At 55.5% G+C, this 19,505-nt stretch carries 22 protein-coding genes and 1 other annotated feature; of the genes, 7 read left to right on the top strand and 15 right to left on the bottom strand.

Annotated features, from left to right (window positions below; translation table 11 throughout):
* Window positions 1-72: 72 nt before the first annotated feature.
* From IM290_RS01265 to IM290_RS01245, 5 genes are read left to right on the top strand one after another with little or no spacing between them, the layout of a single operon-like run.
* Window positions 73-2,055, top strand: coding sequence for a TonB-dependent hemoglobin/transferrin/lactoferrin family receptor (locus tag IM290_RS01265; RefSeq protein WP_017693583.1), 1,983 nt, complete (start codon window positions 73-75; stop codon window positions 2,053-2,055).
* 35 nt (window positions 2,056-2,090) lie between these two features.
* The gene (gene chuS / locus IM290_RS01260) at window positions 2,091-3,119 is read left to right on the top strand and encodes a hematinate-forming heme oxygenase ChuS (RefSeq protein ID WP_193041964.1); all 1,029 of its coding nucleotides are present in this window, start codon (window positions 2,091-2,093) and stop codon (window positions 3,117-3,119) included.
* Window positions 3,116-3,934, top strand: a complete 819-nt coding sequence (locus IM290_RS01255) for a hemin ABC transporter substrate-binding protein (RefSeq protein WP_193041963.1) — start codon at window positions 3,116-3,118, stop codon at window positions 3,932-3,934. Before chuS ends, IM290_RS01255 begins: the two co-directional genes overlap by 4 nt.
* Entirely contained in the window at window positions 3,934-4,926 is a 993-nt protein-coding gene (locus tag IM290_RS01250; protein WP_017384648.1) for an iron ABC transporter permease, read from the top strand. The genes IM290_RS01255 and IM290_RS01250 overlap by 1 nt, the downstream gene beginning before the upstream one ends.
* The gene (locus tag IM290_RS01245) at window positions 4,919-5,698 is read left to right on the top strand and encodes a heme ABC transporter ATP-binding protein (RefSeq protein ID WP_193041962.1); all 780 of its coding nucleotides are present in this window, start codon (window positions 4,919-4,921) and stop codon (window positions 5,696-5,698) included. The genes IM290_RS01250 and IM290_RS01245 overlap by 8 nt, the downstream gene beginning before the upstream one ends.
* Here IM290_RS01245 and selO read toward each other — a convergent pair.
* From selO to thrS, 14 genes are all read right to left on the bottom strand, one after another.
* Entirely contained in the window at window positions 5,695-7,137 is a 1,443-nt protein-coding gene (selO, locus tag IM290_RS01240; RefSeq protein ID WP_193041961.1) for a protein adenylyltransferase SelO, read from the bottom strand. The two genes, IM290_RS01245 and selO, sit on opposite strands and share 4 nt — an antisense overlap.
* 61 nt (window positions 7,138-7,198) lie before the next feature.
* The gene (locus IM290_RS01235) at window positions 7,199-7,912 is read right to left on the bottom strand and encodes an EAL domain-containing protein (RefSeq protein ID WP_032619829.1); all 714 of its coding nucleotides are present in this window, start codon (window positions 7,910-7,912) and stop codon (window positions 7,199-7,201) included.
* A gap of 293 nt (window positions 7,913-8,205) precedes the next feature.
* Window positions 8,206-8,670 (bottom strand): NlpC/P60 family protein, encoded by a 465-nt coding sequence (locus IM290_RS01230; RefSeq protein ID WP_017693586.1) that lies wholly within the window; start codon window positions 8,668-8,670, stop codon window positions 8,206-8,208.
* A gap of 72 nt (window positions 8,671-8,742) precedes the next feature.
* Window positions 8,743-9,498 (bottom strand): vitamin B12 ABC transporter ATP-binding protein BtuD, encoded by a 756-nt coding sequence (gene btuD, locus IM290_RS01225; protein ID WP_032653288.1) that lies wholly within the window; start codon window positions 9,496-9,498, stop codon window positions 8,743-8,745.
* On the bottom strand, window positions 9,498-10,049 hold the full coding sequence (locus IM290_RS01220) for a glutathione peroxidase (protein ID WP_017384653.1): 552 nt from the start codon (window positions 10,047-10,049) through the stop codon (window positions 9,498-9,500). Before IM290_RS01220 ends, btuD begins: the two co-directional genes overlap by 1 nt.
* A gap of 33 nt (window positions 10,050-10,082) precedes the next feature.
* The gene (gene btuC, locus IM290_RS01215) at window positions 10,083-11,063 is read right to left on the bottom strand and encodes a vitamin B12 ABC transporter permease BtuC (RefSeq protein ID WP_193041960.1); all 981 of its coding nucleotides are present in this window, start codon (window positions 11,061-11,063) and stop codon (window positions 10,083-10,085) included.
* Between the two features lie 103 nt (window positions 11,064-11,166).
* The gene (ihfA, locus tag IM290_RS01210) at window positions 11,167-11,466 is read right to left on the bottom strand and encodes an integration host factor subunit alpha (RefSeq protein ID WP_003857805.1); all 300 of its coding nucleotides are present in this window, start codon (window positions 11,464-11,466) and stop codon (window positions 11,167-11,169) included.
* Window positions 11,467-11,470: 4 nt separating this feature from the next.
* A complete protein-coding gene (gene pheT / locus IM290_RS01205) occupies window positions 11,471-13,858 on the bottom strand; it encodes a phenylalanine--tRNA ligase subunit beta (protein ID WP_015570734.1) in 2,388 nt (795 codons plus the stop codon).
* Window positions 13,859-13,873: 15 nt separating this feature from the next.
* Window positions 13,874-14,857, bottom strand: a complete 984-nt coding sequence (pheS, locus tag IM290_RS01200) for a phenylalanine--tRNA ligase subunit alpha (RefSeq protein WP_003857809.1) — start codon at window positions 14,855-14,857, stop codon at window positions 13,874-13,876.
* A gap of 62 nt (window positions 14,858-14,919) precedes the next feature.
* Window positions 14,920-15,044: a sequence feature (Phe leader region), on the bottom strand.
* Complete coding sequence (gene pheM / locus IM290_RS01195) at window positions 14,995-15,039, bottom strand: pheST operon leader peptide PheM (protein ID WP_001386830.1); 45 nt, start codon at window positions 15,037-15,039, stop codon at window positions 14,995-14,997. Its footprint overlaps the feature before it by 45 nt.
* 117 nt (window positions 15,045-15,161) lie before the next feature.
* Window positions 15,162-15,518 (bottom strand): 50S ribosomal protein L20, encoded by a 357-nt coding sequence (gene rplT / locus IM290_RS01190; RefSeq protein WP_000124850.1) that lies wholly within the window; start codon window positions 15,516-15,518, stop codon window positions 15,162-15,164.
* A 50-nt stretch (window positions 15,519-15,568) separates the two neighbouring features.
* Window positions 15,569-15,766, bottom strand: a complete 198-nt coding sequence (gene rpmI, locus IM290_RS01185) for a 50S ribosomal protein L35 (protein WP_001124225.1) — start codon at window positions 15,764-15,766, stop codon at window positions 15,569-15,571.
* A 97-nt stretch (window positions 15,767-15,863) separates the two neighbouring features.
* Complete coding sequence (infC, locus tag IM290_RS01180; RefSeq protein WP_023616141.1) at window positions 15,864-16,406, bottom strand: translation initiation factor IF-3; 543 nt, start codon at window positions 16,404-16,406, stop codon at window positions 15,864-15,866.
* A 3-nt stretch (window positions 16,407-16,409) separates the two neighbouring features.
* Window positions 16,410-18,338: a threonine--tRNA ligase gene (thrS, locus tag IM290_RS01175; RefSeq protein WP_193041959.1), complete on the bottom strand. Its 1,929-nt coding sequence runs from the start codon at window positions 18,336-18,338 to the stop codon at window positions 16,410-16,412.
* 321 nt (window positions 18,339-18,659) lie between these two features.
* On the opposite strand from thrS, the gene yncL reads away from it, so the two are divergent.
* A complete protein-coding gene (gene yncL / locus IM290_RS01170; protein WP_017384656.1) occupies window positions 18,660-18,752 on the top strand; it encodes a stress response membrane protein YncL in 93 nt (30 codons plus the stop codon).
* A 98-nt stretch (window positions 18,753-18,850) separates the two neighbouring features.
* Window positions 18,851-18,958 carry a small membrane protein YniD gene (gene yniD, locus IM290_RS01165; RefSeq protein WP_003857815.1) on the top strand — a complete coding sequence of 36 codons (108 nt, stop codon included), beginning with the start codon at window positions 18,851-18,853 and terminating at the stop codon, window positions 18,956-18,958.
* Between the two features lie 149 nt (window positions 18,959-19,107).
* Here the strand turns inward: yniD and IM290_RS01160 are convergent, their stop codons facing one another.
* Window positions 19,108-19,341, bottom strand: a complete 234-nt coding sequence (locus IM290_RS01160; RefSeq protein WP_015570736.1) for a hypothetical protein — start codon at window positions 19,339-19,341, stop codon at window positions 19,108-19,110.
* Between the last annotated feature and the right edge of the window lie 164 nt (window positions 19,342-19,505).

Here is a 19,505-nt window from a genome sequence, read left to right as displayed (position 1 = left end):
GACAACACATTCGCCAGCCACCCAGGTGATCCCCAGGCAGCCAGCGCTTTTCAATTCTTATGGAGAGTTGCTATGCCACACCTGCAATCCGCGTCTTTACGCCCGTCTCTTCTGGCGCTGGCGATTGTCAGCACCCTGCCGGGCGTTACGTTTGCCGCCGCAGACGAGATCACCGTCACCGCCACCGGCAATGCCCGCAGCGCCTTTGAAGCCCCCATGATGGTGAGCGTGATTGACGCCACCGCGCCGGAAAACCAGACTGCCAGCTCCGCCGCCGACCTGCTGCGCAAGGTGCCCGGTCTGACGCTGGACGGCACCGGGCGCACCAATGGTCAGGACGTTAACCTCCGGGGCTATGACCGCCGTGGCGTGCTGATACTGGTGGATGGCGTGCGCCAGGGCACTGATACCGGACACCTGAACAGCACGTTTCTCGATCCGGCGCTGATCAAACGTATTGAAGTAGTACGTGGCCCTTCCGCCTTGCTGTACGGCAGCGGCGCGCTGGGCGGCGTAATTTCGTATGACACCGTCGACGCCAGCGATCTGCTGGATGCAGGTAAAAACAGCGGCTATCGCGTATTTGCTACCGGTGCAACGGGCGATCACAGCATCGGGATGGGCGCCAGCGCCTATGGACGCACCGATACCCTGGACGGTCTGGTTTCCTGGTCCAGCCGCGATCGCGGCGACATTCGCCAGAGTGACGGCGCGAGGGCGCCAAACGACGAATCCATCAACAATATGCTGGCGAAAGGCAGCTGGAAAATCGATCCGGCGCAGACGCTGAGTGGCTCCCTGCGCTACTACAACAACGACGCGCAGGAGCCGAAAAATCCGCAGACCACGGATGCCAGCAGCAGTAACCCGATGACCGATCGTTCCACCATTCAGCGCGATGCCCAGCTTGGCTACCGCATTGCGCCAGCCGGAAACGACTGGCTGAACGCCGATGCGAAAATTTACTGGTCCGAAGCGCGGATCAACGCCCAGAACATCGACGCCAGCGGCGAGTTCCGTAAGCAGACTACCAAAGGCGGCAAAGTGGAAAACCGCACCCGCCTGTTCAGCGACTCCTTCGCCTCGCACCTGCTGACCTACGGCGGGGAATACTATCGTCAGGAGCAACACCCTGGCGGCGCGACCACCGGCTTCCCGGACGCGAAAATCGACTTCAGCTCCGGCTGGTTGCAGGATGAGATCACCCTGCGCGACCTGCCGGTAACGCTTCTCGGCGGGACGCGTTACGACAACTACCGCGGCAGCAGCGACGGTTACGACGACGTGGATGCGGATAAGTGGTCATCACGCGCCGGGTTAACCGTGAGTCCAGCCGACTGGCTGATGCTGTTCGGCTCTTACGCCCAGGCCTTCCGCGCGCCAACGATGGGCGAGATGTATAACGACTCGAAGCACTTCTCTATCGGCAGCTTCTACACCAACTACTGGGTGCCGAACCCGAACCTGCGTCCGGAAACTAACGAAACCCAGGAGTTCGGTTTTGGGCTACGTTTTGACGATCTGCTGCTCGCCAACGACGCGCTGGAGTTCAAAGCCAGCTACTTCGACACCAAAGCGAAAGATTACATCTCCACTACCGTCGATTTTGCGGCGGCCACCACCATGTCCTATAACGTACCAAATGCCAAAATCTGGGGCTGGGACATGATGGCGACCTACGCGACCAGTCTGTTCAACCTGGACGTGGCCTACAACCGCACGCGCGGGAAAGATACCGACACGGGCGAATACATCTCCAGCATCAACCCGGACACCGTCACCAGCAAGCTGGATATCCCCGTGGCGCAAAGCGGCTTCTCCGTGGGTTGGATCGGCACCTTCGTCGAACGTTCAACGCACATCAGCAGCAGCTACAGCGAGCAGCCTGGCTACGCAGTGAATGATTTCTACGTCAGCTATAAAGGTCAGCAGCAGTTCAAAGGCATCACCACCACCCTCGTGCTGGGGAACGCCTTCGACAAAGCCTACTGGTCACCACAGGGCATCCCACAGGATGGCCGCAACGGCAAGATCTTCGTCAGTTATCAATGGTAATTCCCTTCGGGGCAACGATTCAGAAGGATAAGATTATGGGTCACTACACACGCTGGCTTGAGCTTAAAGAAGAACATCCGGGTAAGTACGCCCGTGATATCGCCGGATTAATGCACATCAGCGAAGCAGAGCTGGCATTTGCGCGCGTTGGACACGACGCCTGGCGGCTGCGCGGTGAAATCCGTGAGATTCTGGCAGCGCTGGAGTCGGTGGGGGAAACCAAATGCATCTGCCGTAACGAATACGCCGTTCACGAACAGGTCGGGGCGTTTACTAACCAGCACCTCGGCGGCCACGCCGGGCTGGTGCTAAATCCGCGCGCGCTGGATCTGCGTTTGTTCCTCAACCAGTGGGCGAGCGCGTTTCACATAAGTGAAACGACCTCCCGCGGCGAACGTCAGAGCATTCAGTTCTTCGATCATCAGGGCGACGCTTTACTGAAGGTCTACACCACGGATCACACCGACGTTGCCGCCTGGGGCGACGTGCTGACCCGTTTTATCATTGCCGATAACCCCACTCTGGCACTGAAGGCTGTCGATGCCCCTGCGCATTCCGACGGTGCTGATGCAGGCTCGGTGGAGAAAGAGTGGCGCGCCATGACCGATGTGCATCAGTTCTTTAGCTTACTGAAGCGCCATAACCTGAGCCGCCAGCAGGCGTTTCGTCTGGTGAGTGACGATCTGGCCTGTAAGGTGGATAACAGCGCGCTGGCACAGCTGCTGGACACGGCGCGACAGGACGGAAACGAAATCATGATCTTCGTCGGCAACCGCGGCTGCGTGCAGATCTTCACCGGTGTGGTGGAAAAACTGACGCCCATGAAGGGCTGGCTGAACATCTTCAACCCAACCTTTACCCTGCATCTGCTGGAGGAGACTATCGCTGAGACGTGGGTAACGCGCAAGCCTACGGCGGACGGACACGTTACCAGCCTGGAGCTGTTTGCTGCGGACGGCACTCAGATCGCCCAGCTCTACGGGCAGCGTACCGAAGGCGAGCCTGAGCAGAGCCAGTGGCGCCGCCAGATTGACGCCCTGACGCCAGAAGGGCTGGCCGCATGAAAAAATGGTTTGCCCTGCTAAGCGTCCTGCCGCTGGTCGCCGTCGCCGCGCCGGAGAGAATTGTCGCCCTCGGCGGCGACGTGACGGAGATCGTCTACGCCCTCGGCGCGGAGTCTTCTCTGGTTGCGCGCGACAGTACCAGCCAGTGGCCGCAGGCGACAAACGCGCTACCTGACGTGGGGTATCTTCGCCAGCTGAATGCGGAGGGGATTTTGTCCGTACGCCCGACGCTGGTACTGGCAAGCGACCAGGCGCAGCCCTCTCTGGCGCTGAAACAGGTTGAACAGAGCCACGTCCGGGTGGTTACCGTTCCCGGCACGCCTGACCTGCGCGCGATTGACGAAAAAGTACGGGTGATAGCTCAGGCGACGCATCATGAGGCGCAAGGGGAAACCCTGCGCAGCTCGCTGCGTCAGGCGCTGGCGGCACTGCCCTCAACACCGCTCAACAAGCGGGTGCTGTTTATCCTCAGCCACGGCGGAATGACCGCAATGGCGGCCGGGCAACAGACCGGCGCGGATGCGGCAATACGCGCCGCCGGGTTGCAGAACGCCATGCAGGGCTTTACCCGCTATCAGCCGCTTTCGCAGGAGGGGGTGATGGCCAGCCAGCCGGATCTGGTGGTGATTTCGCAGGACGGCCTTAACGCGCTGGGCGGCGAAGAAAATCTGTGGAAACTGCCCGGCCTGGCGCAAACGCCAGCGGGACGAAGCAAGCAGGTGCTGGCTATTGATGACATGGCCTTGCTGGGCTTCAGCGTCCGCACGCCGAAAGCCATACAACAGCTGCGTGCCAGAGCGGAGCAACTGCCCTGATGTCCCGGCGCATCACGTTATCGTTATGGCTTCTGGCGGGGTTGCTTACCGTCATGACGTTCATGGCCACCGGTTTTGGGGCGTTACGCCTGCCGGTGAACGTGCTGTGGAGCGGCAGCGATGAGACGCTACGCCAGATCTGGCTCACCATCCGTCTGCCCCGCGTGCTGCTGGCGCTGGTGATTGGCGGGTCGCTGGCGCTCGCCGGCTGCGTCATGCAGGGGCTGTTCCGCAATCCACTGGCCGACCCGGGCCTGCTCGGGATCAGCAGCGGTGCGGCGCTGGCCGTCGCCCTGTGGGTGGTGCTCCCGCTCTCGCTGCCCGCGCTGGTGATGCTTTACGCCCCTATGCTGGCGGCATTTCTTGGGGCGCTGGCAGCCACTGGCGTGATCTTCCTGCTCAGCAAGCAGCGTGACCCCTCTCTGTCACGTCTGTTGCTGGTGGGTATCGCCATCAATGCCCTGTGCGGTGCGGCAGTGGGTGTGCTTTCGTGGGTCAGCAATGACGCCCAGCTGCGTCAGCTTTCACTCTGGGGAATGGGAAGTCTTGGTCAGGCACAGTGGTCAACGCTGCTCGCCGTGACCTCGCTGATGGTGCCTGCCGTTCTGGCGATCTGGCGTTGTGCCAGCGCGTTAAATTTACTGCAACTGGGTGAGGAGGAAGCGCATTACCTTGGCGTGGACGTTGCCCTTGTACAGCGAATATTACTGTTATGCAGCGCCCTGCTGGTCGCTGCGGCTGTCGCCGTCAGCGGCGTGATTGGCTTTGTCGGACTCGTGGTGCCGCACCTGATGCGCATGTGGCTGGGCGCCGATCACCGGGCAACCCTCCCCGGCACAGTACTCGCGGGCGCATTACTGCTGTTGGTGGCGGATACGGTCGCGCGCACCCTGGTCGCTCCGGCAGAAATGCCGGTCGGCCTGCTCACCAGTATCCTTGGTGCACCCTGGTTCTTATGGCTCATTTTTCGTCGTGGAGAACAGCATGGCTGAACGTTATACGGCTGAAAATCTTACTTTTATCCGATCTGGCCGCACGCTGACAGATAACGTTTCGCTGTCACTGTCGCAGGGAGAGCTGGTTACATTGATCGGCCCCAACGGCGCGGGGAAATCCACGCTGCTGCGGCTGCTGACCGGCTACCTGAAACCCGACAGCGGCGGCTGTTCGCTGGCGGGAAAAGCGCTGGATGAATGGCATCCGCAGACGCTGTCCCGCTATCGGGCAGTGATGCGCCAGCAGTCTCAGCCTGGATTTGACTGGCAGGTGGAGGAGATCGTTGGCATGGGGCGTGCGCCCTGGACGCGTCACCCGGAACCGTCGATTGTGCGTGAGGTGTTGCAGCTGACCGGTTGCCTGCCGCTGGCCGGCAGGCGTTATCATGCCCTCTCGGGGGGCGAACAGCAGCGCGTCCAGCTCGCCCGCGCGCTGGCGCAGCTGTGGCGTGACGGAACGCCGCGCGGCTGGCTGTTTCTCGACGAACCCACTTCAGCGCTGGATCTCTACCACCAGCAGCATCTGCTGCGCCTGTTGAAATCGCTGACCCGTCAGGGCCATCTTCACGCCTGCGTGGTGCTGCACGATCTCAATCTTGCCGCATTATGGTCGGACCGGATCCTGCTGTTACACAACGGCAGGATTGTTTCTCAGGGCATACCGGAGACGGTTTTGCAGGCCGACGCGCTGGCACACTGGTACGGTGCGCAGGTGCACGTCGGCAGACATCCGGCGCACGCCGCACCGCAGGTTTTTCTCGCCCCTTAGCTTGAGCAGCTCACTTCCAGCCGCTTGCCCCAGTCCGGCGGGCGGCTGACATAGTCATCCTCCCGGTCGGCAAACGGCGTGCGCAGGGCGATATGCAGCCGATGCAGCTCGGTATAATCCCCCTGCTCTGCCTGCTCAATGGCCCGCTGCGCCAGCCAGTTGCGCAACACCATCGCCGGGTTAACCGCCTTCATCCGCGCCTGGCGGGTATCGTCATCAATCTGTTCCTGCTGTAAACGCGTCCGGTAAACGGCAAACCAGTCATCAAACGCCTGACGATCGATGAACTCGTCGCGCAGCGGTGACGCGGCGCTCTGCTGCGCGGTCTGGCTCAGCATACGGAAGGTTCGGGTATAGTCGCTGCCTTCACGCGCCATGATGGCAAACAGCCCATTCAACAGCGCGTTATCGCCTTTTTCCTGCGTCATCAGCCCCAGCTTGTTGCGCATTAACACACCATATTCCCGCAGCAGGATCTCCTGATAGCTGTCCAGCGCATCGTTCAGGGCATCGACGTCGATAAACGGCGACAGGCTTTGCGCAAGCCGCTGAAGGTTCCACAGCCCCACCGCAGGCTGGTTGTCGAAACGGTAACGCCCCTGATAGTCCGAATGGTTACAGATGTAACCCGGCTGATAGTCATCAAGGAAGCCGTACGGACCGTAGTCAAACGTCAGCCCTAACAGGGACATGTTGTCGGTATTCATCACCCCGTGGGCAAAGCCGACGGCCTGCCAGCGGGCAATCATTGAGGCGGTGCGCGCGACAATATCACGGAACCAGAGAACATAGCGGTCCGGCTCGTTTTGCAGGTGCGGCCAGTGACGGCGAAGGGCGTAATCGGCAAGCTGGCGGACTTTATCCGGCTCGCGGCGATAGTAGAAGTGTTCAAAATGACCGAAACGCAGATGACTTTCCGCCAAGCGGACCAGCATCGCTCCCTGCTCCATCGTTTCGCGGGCCACCGGCGTGTCGCTAGTGACAATGGACAGCGCGCGTGAGGTAGGGATCCCCAGCGCGTGCATCGCCTCGGAAGCCAGACCTTCACGGATGGTTGAACGCAGCACCGCGCGGCCATCCCCCATGCGTGAGTACGGGGTTAGCCCTGCCCCTTTCAGGTGCCAGTCGAGCGTTTCGCCATTCGGCAGAACCTGTTCACCCAGCAGGATGCCGCGGCCATCGCCGAGCTGTCCCGCCCAGACGCCAAACTGATGTCCGCTGTAGACCTGAGCCAGCGGCTTCATTCCCGGAAGCAGCGTTTCGCCGCCCCAGATGCCGGCGCCTTTTTCTGGCTGAAAAAGCGTCGCAGGGATGCCAAGCGAGTCTGCTAATGCATCGTTATGCCAGATAAGACGCGCGTTCTGTAAAGGCGTTGGCTTAAGCGCGGTGTAAAAGCCGGGTAATTCATCGTGCCAGTGAGCAGTAAAAGACAGGGTCATAAGTCCTCCTGCTTTAAGTGTAGAGGGTTTCCCTGGACGTAAACACGGGCGAAGAAAGGGGTTATTGCTGAACGAGAGTCGTGACCCGCTCTGCCGGGACGGCAGGCCACAGGCTTCCCTGCATTGCACCAAAATTGAAGGGCAGCACACGTTGTAAGATGCCGTGATCGTCAATTCCCGAGACCATGACCGACTGACAATGCGGCGCGATCTGCCAGAGAATGGCGCGCATAAAAGGCTCAAATGAGAGTGCCGACACGCGCTGCTGGATAAAGTTTTTATCCAGAATCACCCGTTTGAACAGACCATCATAAACCGGTTTAAGGGAAGATGCCCCTGCACCAAAGTTAGCCAGTACTAAGGGGAAATGGATCGCCATTCTTGCCAGACAGGGATCGTCTTTCCCGTTATTTAAACCTGGATAGTTCTCATTAACAGTAAACTCAAGAAACGGATAACGCTCGAGGATTGAAACAGCGTTCTCATTAGTTAATAAAAACTCAACAATTGCAGGTGTAATATTGATCCATGCAATTAACTGATGCTGAATAAAAAATAGCTTACAGGTATCGAGTAATTGCAGTTTCTCCTGAAACAGCGCTAATTCATCTTCCTGAGAAAGATGTGGGATAACCAGTTCAGTCGGGATCCGTACGTCCGCACCCACGCCAGTAAAGTTAACCAAAATCTCTAAACCTTTAAGCAAACCTGCACTATCACGCGCCGGAAGGAGTAAAAGTTCAGACTGGTAAGCATTATCTAGCGTAATAATCATCGCGCTTGTCCTGCATTAAAGATGAGAGAGAACATCCTGGAGCAATTGCAGGCACAATTCCACTGTCTTGATTTTAATAAGATTAATTTCATTCTTTCCGTATTAATTTTCAGATTTTTCCCTGAATCTAAATTAATTTTATCCTGGTTATTGAATAATAGCCAGTTTTAGATAAAACAGGCACATGCGGACATAAATAATTGGGCAAAAAATTTAACTTTAATCAACCCGCAAGAAAAGCCCGACGTCTATTTTCACCGCCAGGCCCTCCGCACTGCATTTTTATGCAGCGGTTAAATACGTCTGGCCTGCCAGAAGTTTTTACGCCAGTAAACATTATCCAGAGAGGAGCGCATCACGCCACGACTGGTCGAGGCATGAATGAACTGATTATCGGTATCATAGATGCCGACATGAAGGCCGTTTTCTCCGGAGCCCGTTTTAAAAAAGACCAGATCGCCGGGCAGGAGCTCGTCTTTATCAATTTCAGTGCCGATTTTCGCCTGCATACGCGTTTCACGCGGAAGCTGGAGGTCAAATTTATCGCGGAAGGTCATCAGCACGAATCCCGAGCAATCCACCCCACCCCGGCTCATGCCGCCGTAGCGATAAGGTGTGCCGCGCCAGTTGCTGAGCTGATCGTTCAGGCTGGCAATGACCGTAATGGAATCGGAAAGCCGTGGGTTGGGCGGAGGTGCACGATGGCTGCTGCATCCTGCAAGAAAGAGCGCCGCAACAAGGAGAAACCAGAATCGCATTTCAGACGAATCCTCTGCTTTTTTTGTTCTTTCGATAATTTAGCGTGCATCTATGCAGCTGTGCAAGAAAGGTTATTCCTGCGCCGTGGAAATGAGCATCTTGTGACCTTCAATATCCAGCCGCCGGAACGACATGTGGTAAGCGCTCGCAAGATTGGCGGCCGTCAGCACGCTGTCGCGCGTTCCGCTGGCAATCAGCTTGCCACGCGCCAGCAACCACACCCGATGCGCGTGGCGCAACGTATGGTTCAAATCATGGCTGCTCATCACGATGGCGATCCCCTTGCGACACAGCGCGCTGAGCAGGGTATCCAGCGCTGCCTGCTGGGCAACGTCCAGCCCGCTCATCGGCTCGTCCAGCAGCAACAACCGCCCGTGAGGATTTCCCGCCGGATGGATCTGAAGGATGACGGCGGCCAGACGCACGCGCTGCCACTCGCCGCCGGAAAGCTGATTTGCCTGCCGGGTAAGCTTGTCGTCTAACCCGAGTGCCGCAGCAACCTCGTTGAGCAATCCCACCTGATTTTTGTCAGGCAGATGCAGCGTCAGGTAGTGCCAGACGGGCATCGCAAAGGGCGGAACCTGCTGCTGAACCAGATAGCTTCGACGGGAGGCAAGTGTAGCGGGTAGCCAGTCGACGAGCGATTGCCCGAGGAAGGTAATCTCCCCTTCCCCGCTGGTCAGCCCCGCCATACGCGCCAGCAGCGTGCTTTTTCCGGCGCCGTTTGGCCCAACCAGGTGAAGGATTTCACCTGCGTTGACTGCGGCAGTCACAGGCTCAAGACGTCCCTTCCCGGCAACGTCCGTGAGCTGCATCAGCAGCGTCATTATTTCGCCAGCGCCAGCTTGATTGATTCCATCACGATAGGATCTTCAGGCGTCATGTCAGGCGAAAAACGCTGCACGACCTCACCGTCACGGCCAATCAGGAATTTTTCGAAGTTCCACAGAATATCGTCCGGATAGAGCGGCGCGCGGCCTTTACTTGCCATACGCTCATAGAAACCACTCTCTTCAGGCGCAACGGCGGTCGGCGCCGCGGCCACCAGTTTGGCATACAGCGGATGACGATTTTCACCGTTCACGTCAATTTTGCTGAACATCGGGAACGTCACGCCATAGGTTGTGCTGCAAAAGGTCTTAATCTCCTCTTCGCTACCCGGCTCCTGGCCCAGGAACTGGTTGCACGGGAAGCCGAGTACGGTAAAGCCGTCTTTTTCCCAGGCTTTATGAATGTTTTCCAGCTGTTCATACTGCGGCGTAAGGCCACATTTCGACGCCACGTTCACGATGAGCAGCACCTTGCCCTTGTAGCCTTCCAGCGTGGTTTTCTCGCCGTCAATGGTCGTCACTTCGGTATTCAGAATATCAGACTGCATAGCATTCCCTCAGGTTGACTTACAGGTTGTGTTTTAACGTCCAGCTTTTAATAGTAGCCAGATAAAGACCGGCGCGCCCAGCGTTGCGGTCACCACGCCTATGGGCAACTCAGCGGCCGTCAGGGCGAGCCGGGCGATGATATCGGCAATCAGCAGCGTTGCCGCCCCGGCAACCGCCGAGGCCGGGAGCAGGGTTCGGTGGTCCGTAATGCCGCACAGGCGCAGCATATGCGGGATCACCAGCCCAATAAAGCCAATCGCCCCCGCCAGCGCCACGCTTACGCCTACCATCCAGCCAATGGCGATAACCAGCACGTTGCGCCAGAATCCAATCGGCATCCCGAGCTGGCGAGCAGACGTTTCGCCCAGCGCGAGAATATTAAGAGGCAGCGCCTGGAACGCCGTCCACAGGATGACCGGGATCAGGAGCACCATCAGCCACCCCTGACGCCAGTCAACACCCCCAAATCCCCCCATCATCCAGTACATTAACTGGCGCAGATCGAAGGAGGTGGAGAAGTAGACGGCCCAGGTCATCAGAGCACTACAGATGATCCCCAACGCTACCCCGGCAAGCAGCAGCCGACTGGTGGATAAGTGGCGGCGGGCAAAGCGCAGAAGGATAAGGGTTATCAACAGCGCGCCAAGGATGGCGCTGAGGCTAATCCCCCAGCCGGAGAGCTCGCCTCTCCCCAGCATCACGGCGGCGATAAGCCCGACGCCTGCGCCATTCGAGACCCCGAGAAGCCCGGGTTCCGCCAGAGGGTTTTCAAATAATGCCTGCATGATCGTGCCGCATAGCGCCAGCGCAGCGCCGACTAAAAGGACAGCCAACGTCCGCGGCAGGCGGATCTGCCAGACAAAGAGCTGTCCTTCAGGCGTAAACCAGCTTTCCGGCCCCAGCCACCGATCGCCCGCACACAGGCTGACGGTGGTAGCGACAATCAACAGCACCCCGAGCAGACACAGGCGGCGAAGATCGGAGCGGTGCTGGCGGCGGGCAAGATCAAGCATAGACGATAGGTTATCCGGTTGAGATATCATTGATTTTACGGCGGGTTTAGCAAATAGCGCAAAGAAAAAAGGCCGCGTGAGCGGCCTTTTTAGTTAGTTCATATTACTCTGCTTTGGGCGTTGCGTTTTCGACACGGCTTTTTAACTTCTGTCCGGGTCTGAAGGTCACCACGCGGCGGGCTGTAATGGGAATATCTTCCCCCGTCTTCGGGTTACGGCCCGGACGTTGGTTTTTGTCTCGCAAATCAAAATTGCCAAAACCGGAGAGTTTAACCTGCTCACCATTTTCCAGAGCACGACGGATCTCTTCGAAAAACAGCTCTACCAGCTCTTTGGCATCCCGTTTGCTAAGCCCAAGCTTATCAAACAGATATTCTGACATTTCAGCTTTTGTAAGCGCCATAGGTTCAATCCCTCAATGATGCCTGGAATCGCTCTTTTAATGCCTCTACACATTTGGCGACGGTAGCGGCAATCTCCTCTTCTTCGAGTGTACGGCTGGTATCCTGAAGGATAAGGCTAATAGCGAGGCTCTTGAAACCTTCTGCTACGCCCTTGCCGCGGTACACGTCAAATAAGTTTACGCCAACTACCTGATTTACGCCAACTTTCTTACATTCGGCCAAAATATCTGCTGCGGGCACATTTTCAGCGACCACAACCGCGATATCACGGCGGTTTGCCGGGAAGCGGGAGACGTCCTGCGCCTGAGGAATGACGCGGTCTGCAACCGGGTTCCACTCCAGTTCGAATACGATGGTACGGCCATTCAGATCCAGCTTACGTTCCAGTTCCGGGTGAACAACCCCAATGAAACCAACACGTTTGCCGTCTAAATAGATCGCCGCACTCTGACCCGGATGCAGGGCTGGAATCGCTTCTGCGCGGAATTCAATTTCGGATAATTTACCGGTCAGATCGAGAATCGCTTCCAGATCGCCCTTCATATCGTAGAAATCAACCGTCCCTTTTGCCAGGTCCCAGTGCTCTTCAAAGCGGTTACCGCTGATGGCGCCGGCCAGCATGAGATCCTGACGGATGCCTAAATTCGCCTGAGTATCCGGTACAAAGCGCAAACCGCTTTCGAAAATACGCACGCGGTTTTGCTGACGGTTCTGGTTATAAACGATAGTACCCAGCAGTCCCGTCCACAGGGACAGACGCATCGCTGACATTTCGCTGGAAATCGGGCTTGGCAAAATCAGTGCTTCCTGACCCGGGTGGATCAACTGTTGCAGCTTAGGATCAACGAAGCTGTAGGTGATCACTTCCTGGTAGCCTTTGTCGTTCAGCATGGTTTTCACACGCTTCAGAGACAGATCGGCCTCGCGATGGCTGCCCATCACCAGACCCGCCTGCACCGGCTCGTCAGGGATGTTGTTGTAGCCGTAAACGCGGGCCACTTCTTCCACCAGATCTTCCTCGATCTCCATGTCAAAACGCCAGGACGGCGCAACGGCTTTCCACTCGTCCTGACCCTCAGTAACTTCGCAGCCCAGACGCGTCAGAATGTCGGTCACCTGCGCATCGGCAACGTGGTGACCAATCAGACGATCCAGTTTGCTGCGGCGCAGGGTAATGGTCGCACGCTTCGGCAGCGTCGCTTCGTTGGTCACATCGATAACCGGACCCGCTTCGCCGCCGCAGATGTCGATCAGCAGGCGAGTCGCACGCTCCATCGCTTTGTATTGCAGCGCAGGATCCACGCCACGCTCGTAGCGGTGAGAAGCATCAGTGTGCAGACCGTGACGGCGTGCGCGGCCGGTGATGGAGAGCGGGCTGAAGAACGCGCATTCCAGCAGGACGTTTTGCGTCTCGTCGTTGACGCCAGAGTGCTCGCCGCCGAAGATCCCGCCCATCGCCAGCGCTTTGTTGTGATCGGCAATCACCAGGGTGTCAGCGTTCAGTTTCGCTTCGCTGCCGTCCAGCAGAACCAGGGTTTCGCCCTCTTTCGCCATGCGCACGACGATCCCACCTTCGATACGATCTTTATCAAAGGCGTGCATTGGCTGGCCCAGCTCCAGCAGAACATAGTTGGTGACGTCGACGACCGCATCGATAGAACGGATACCGCAGCGACGCAGTTTCTCTTTCATCCACAGCGGGGTTGGCGCTTTAACGTTAATACCTTTCACCACACGACCGAGGTAGCGTGGGCAGGCCTCAGGCGCGTCTACCTGTATCGGCAACACGTCACTGATGGTTGCCTCAACCGGAGCGATCTCCGGCACGTTCAGTTCAGTCTGGTTCAGCACGGCCACGTCGCGGGCCACACCGATGATGCCTAAACAGTCAGCACGGTTTGGCGTTACGCTGATTTCGATGGTGTTGTCATCAAGCTTCAGGTATTCGCGGATATCGGTACCAACTGGCGCATCCTGCGGCAGTTCAATAATGCCGGAGTGATCGTCGGAAATACCCAGTTCGGAGAAGGAGCACAGCATGCCTTCAGACGGCTCACCGCGCAGCTTAGCCGCTTTGATTTTGAAATCGCCCGGCAGCACCGCACCGACGGTCGCCACGGCCACTTTCAGGCCCTGACGGCAGTTTGGCGCACCGCAGACGATATCCAGCAGACGGTCACCGCCCACATTGACTTTTGTTACGCGCAGTTTGTCAGCGTTAGGGTGCTGACCGCATTCAACCACTTCGCCCACGACCACGCCGGTGAAGGCGCCAGAAACCGGCTCTACACCGTCAACTTCCAGACCCGCCATGGTGATCTGGTTGGAAAGCGCGTCGCTGTCCAGCGTGGTGTTCACCCATTCGCGTAACCACAGTTCACTGAATTTCATTGTTCTGTCCTGCCCTTATTTAAACTGTTTGAGGAAACGCAGATCGTTTTCGAAGAACGCACGTAAATCGGTTACGCCGTAGCGCAGCATGGTCAGACGCTCCATACCCATACCGAACGCAAAGCCGGAATACACTTCCGGATCGATACCCACGTTGCGCAGCACGTTTGGATGCACCATGCCGCAGCCCAGCACTTCCAGCCATTTACCGTTTTTACCCATCACGTCAACTTCCGCAGACGGTTCGGTGAACGGGAAGTAGGACGGACGGAAGCGAACCTGCAAATCTTCCTCAAAGAAGTTGTTCAGGAAATCGTGCAGCGTGCCTTTCAGGTTGGTAAAGCTGATGTTTTTATCAACAATCAGACCTTCCATCTGGTGGAACATTGGGGTGTGGGTCTGATCGTAGTCGTTACGGTATACGCGACCCGGCGCGATGATGCGGATTGGCGGCTCCTGCTCCTTCATGGTACGGATCTGAACGCCGGAAGTCTGAGTACGCAGCAGACGGGTAGCGTCAAACCAGAAAGTGTCGTGGTCAGCACGTGCCGGATGATGGCCTGGAATGTTCAGGGCATCGAAGTTGTGGTAATCATCTTCAATTTCCGGGCCAGTCGCCACGGTAAAGCCGAGCTCACCGAAGAAACTTTCAATACGATCGATAGTACGGGTAACCGGATGCAGACCGCCGTTTTCAATACGACGACCCGGCAGAGAAACGTCAATCGTTTCTGCCGCCAGACGCGCATTCAGTACTGCGCTTTCCAGCTCGGCTTTACGCGCGTTCAGCGCCTGCTGTACCTGCTCTTTGGCTTCGTTAATCACTGCACCGGCTGCCGGGCGCTCCTCTGCTGGCAGTTCACGCAGGGTAGTCATCTGAAGGGTCAAATGCCCTTTCTTGCCCAGATATTCGACGCGGACATTGTCTAACGCGGCAACATCTGAGGCCTGGTTAATGGCGGCCGTTGCACTGGCAACCAGCTCTGCGAGATGTGACATGGTTTTCCTCATTATGTCGGTGCAGACACCGAATTGTTGGACGTATTCTCTTAACTTCAGGCACAAAAAAAGCCTCCATCGGGAGGCTTATCTGGCGCTGTTTTTCGTTTCATCTTTCACGCGCTAGCCTCCTGAAGTCAGGTGCTAAAGTAAAAGAAGAAGCGGAAAATAGCAGCATTCATGCTTGCGTTACCTTGTAGGGTAAAAACCGTTAAGACCTTATTGAAAAGCCTGCACGGATAAATGTCAATCTTCTGATGGTGTTAAATGAAAAGAGGAGGCAAAGCCCCCTCTCTCAACTGGCTTATGCCAGTGCTGCTTTCGCTTTTTCGACCAGAGCGGTGAACGCTACTTTGTCGAATACTGCGATGTCAGCCAGGATCTTACGGTCGATTTCAACAGAGGCTTTTTTCAGGCCGTTGATGAATTTGCTGTAAGAAATACCGTTCTGACGTGCTGCTGCGTTGATACGCGCAATCCACAGTTGACGGAACTGACGCTTACGCTGACGACGGTCACGGTAAGCGTACTGACCTGCTTTGATAACAGCCTGGAAGGCAACGCGGTATACGCGTGAACGCGCACCGTAGTAGCCTTTAGCTTGTTTCAAAATTTTCTTGTGACGTGCACGTGCAATTACACCACGTTTTACGCGAGCCATGTGTGCTCTCCTGTATCTATTCTAAGTTAAAAAAGTTAAACGTTAACGACTTATGCGTACGGCAGGCACGCGATGACCAGGCCCAGATCGCCTTTAGAAACCATGGCTTTTGGACGCAGGTGACGTTTACGCTTGGTAGCTTTCTTAGTCAGAATGTGACGCAGGTTAGCGTGCTTGTGCTTAAAACCACCTTTACCGGTTTTTTTGAAGCGCTTAGCAGCACCGCGTACGGTCTTAATTTTTGGCATTTTAATAACTTCCACTTCGCATTGTTAAATAAACGAAACATAGGCGAACAAAACCTATGGGGCCCGAAGGCTCCACAGATTTTGCTGCTTGAAGGCCTTACTGTTTCTTCTTAGGAGCGAGCACCATGATCATCTGGCGGCCTTCGATCTTCGTAGGGAAGGATTCGACTACTGCCAGTTCACTCAGATCGTCACGGACGCGGTTAAGCACTTCCATACCAATCTGTTGGTGGGCCATCTCACGGCCGCGGAAACGCAGCGTGATCTTGGCCTTATCGCCATCTTCCAGAAAGCGAATCAGGCTGCGGAGTTTTACCTGATAATCGCCATCGTCGGTACCAGGACGGAATTTAATTTCCTTAACCTGGATAACTTTTTGCTTCTTCTTCTGTTCCTTAGAAGACTTACTCTTTTCATAAAGGAACTTGCCGTAGTCCATGATACGACAAACTGGCGGTTCGGCGTTAGGGCTGATTTCAACTAAATCTACTCCAGCTTCTTCAGCCTTTTCGATCGCTTCTCTCAGACTCACAATCCCCAGCTGCTCGCCTTCCAGACCTGTTAAGCGAACTTCCTGGGCGCGAATCTCGCCATTGATACGATTCGGACGTGCCGTTTGAACTCGTTTTCCGCCTTTAATACCTTATTCCTCCAGTTGTTGAAGACTGCGGCTGCGAATCTCTTGTTGCAGCTTCTCAATCACTTCACTTACGTCCAGGCTCCCCAGGTCTTTACCACGGCGGGTGCGAACGGCAACTTTGCCTGCTTCCACCTCTTTATCACCACAGACCAACATATACGGGACACGACGTAAAGTGTGCTCGCGGATTTTAAAGCCAATCTTCTCATTTCTCAAGTCTGCTTTTACGCGAATGCCCGCATTTTGTAGTTTCTGCGTCAATTCTTTAACGTAATCCGCCTGAGAATCGGTAATGTTCATCACCACTACCTGCACTGGCGCAAGCCAGGTTGGGAAGAAGCCCGCGAACTCTTCGGTCAGGATGCCGATGAAGCGCTCCAGTGAACCGAGAATCGCACGGTGAATCATAACCGGCACCTGACGCTCGTTGTCTTCGCCAACATAAGAGGCGCTTAAACGCTGCGGCAGGGAGAAGTCCAGCTGTACCGTTCCGCACTGCCATGCGCGATCGAGGCAGTCATACAGGGTAAATTCAATTTTCGGACCGTAGAATGCGCCCTCGCCCAGCTGGTATTCGAACGGAATACCGTTCTCTTCCAGCGCTACGGCAAGATCCGCCTCTGCGCGATCCCATGTCTCATCGCTGCCGATACGTTTTTCAGGACGCGTTGAGAGTTTGACCACGATCTTCTCGAAGCCAAAGGTGCTGTACATATCGTAGACCATACGAATACAGACGTTAACTTCTTCACGGACCTGATCTTCAGTACAGAAGATATGCGCATCATCCTGAGTAAAGCCACGAACACGCATCAGACCGTGCAGCGCACCTGATGGCTCGTTACGGTGGCAGCTACCGAACTCCGCCATACGCAGCGGCAGATCGCGGTAGGATTTCAGACCCTGGTTGAAGATCTGAACGTGGCCCGGGCAGTTCATTGGCTTGATGCAGTATTCACGGTTCTCAGACGAAGTGGTGAACATCGCATCTTTGTAGTTGTCCCAGTGGCCGGTTTTTTCCCACAGCACACGGTCCATCATGAACGGGCCTTTCACTTCCTGATACTGGTACTCTTTCAGCTTGGAGCGCACGAACGTTTCCAGTTCACGGAAGATAGTCCAGCCGTCGTTATGCCAGAACACCATCCCCGGCGCTTCTTCCTGCATATGATACAGGTCAAGCTGCTTACCGATTTTACGGTGGTCACGCTTAGCCGCCTCTTCCAGGCGTTGCAGGTACGCGTTCAGGGCTTTCTTATCGGCCCACGCGGTACCATAGATACGCTGCAACATTTTGTTGTTGCTGTCGCCACGCCAGTAGGCGCCTGCGATTTTCATCAGTTTGAAGTGATGACAGAAGCGCATGTTCGGCACGTGCGGTCCACGGCACATGTCGACGTATTCTTCGTGATGATACAAGCCAGGCTTGTCATCATGAGCGATGTTTTCATCAAGAATCGAGACTTTGTAGCTCTCGCCGCGCTTCACGAAGGTTTCACGCGCTTCGTGCCAGCTGACTTTCTTCTTAATGACGTCATAGTTGGTTTCGGCGAGCTCGTGCATTCGTTTCTCGAGCGCGTCGATATCTTCCTGAGTCAGAGTGTGGTCAAGGTCAACGTCGTAGTAGAAACCGTTGTCGATAACCGGGCCGATCGCCATTTTGGTGTTTGGCCAGAGCTGCTTAATAGCATGGCCTAACAGGTGCGCACAGGAGTGACGAATGATCTCCAGACCTTCTTCGTCTTTCGCGGTGATGATCGCAAGCGTTGCATCGCTTTCAATCAGATCGGACGCGTCTACCAGCTCACCGTTTACGCGACCTGCGATGGTTGCTTTTGCAAGTCCAGGACCGATATCCAGGGCAACATCCATTGGGCTAACAGCATGGTCGAAATGGCGTTGGCTGCCATCAGGAAGAGTAATTACAGGCATTTTATATCCTTATTTGCAGTGATGCCCCACACATAAGAGCATATACAAAGAAAATAATCGTGATTAAACAGTAGATTACGAAACCATCTGACCAACAATCGTCAAATTGGTTCGTCATCATGCACCTGCCGATTCAGATAAATGCGAATTTACGGCAAGCAGGGTAATGGTAACACTATTGAAAGGGCGAATGCACCTTCTGCGACCGTTTGAACCGTTCATCCTTTTGTCTGCGTTCATGAACTTTTGCTGACGGAGGCTCGCAATCCGAAAGTGCTGAGCTATTCTTGACTTGGTCCTTAAACATCGAAGGGGTATCACATGAATGTATCCAGCAAAACCGTTGTGATATTGAATCTACTTTCCGCTGCTTGCCTGGTATTGATTCTGGCTGACAGATTCCATTGGTTTTAAGCCGAACCGGTGTTCCGGCATAACCTGTTGTCCAGGGTTGAGCGCTTTCTGGCGCAGATTTTGGTAGACTAAGGGTATCAACTGACAAGGATTAGGTTATGCCAACAAAAAGATTTGCCGTGAAGCACTGGAAAATGGTCGTGGTGTTAATTGCTATTTGCGGCGCGATGTTGCTGCTGCGCTGGGCCGCAATGATCTGGGGCTAATATTTTGTCAGCGAAAACGTGCCGTGAATTTACTGAATAAATCTTAACTATCTTTACGATAATTTATGGTCCAAAACCGGTACGTCATAATCCGGTTTTCGACAGGCTGTGACAGCGTATATATTCCGTCACACGTGGCAGTTGAAATATCAGGACCACTCACCCGCCACCAGCTTGTGTACATCAAATGCATCATTCATTGACTGGCCGGTAGACTGAGAGCCAGGGGCAATGTTGGAGCCTGCTTCTACATCCGAGGCTTTAGCGATCCCTATTGGGCTGTTAACGTCACTGGCAGGTTGCGTCATATTATCAGCAGCAAATACGCCAAATGAAAGTGCGGAAAGCACCATCGCTGCTGTAGCGGTTTTGATTTTTTTCATAATTTTATTCTCATACTTATTTAATGCGATATGCCTGAGGCGAGTTTTTCGCCTGTGCCGTAAGTGTAGATCTGGATCACATTCTTGCCTAGTCAAATTATTTATCAATTCGTGTCAAATAAACTGAATAAGCGCTGGTCGGCTAATTATGGAGAAATTATGAT

Source organism: Enterobacter cloacae complex sp. S1, assembly GCF_014930525.1.
GTDB classification, from domain to species: Bacteria; Pseudomonadota; Gammaproteobacteria; order Enterobacterales; family Enterobacteriaceae; genus Enterobacter; species Enterobacter hormaechei_C.
Note: the sequence above shows the minus strand (reverse complement) of the source record. Positions and strands in the feature narration are given on the sequence as shown.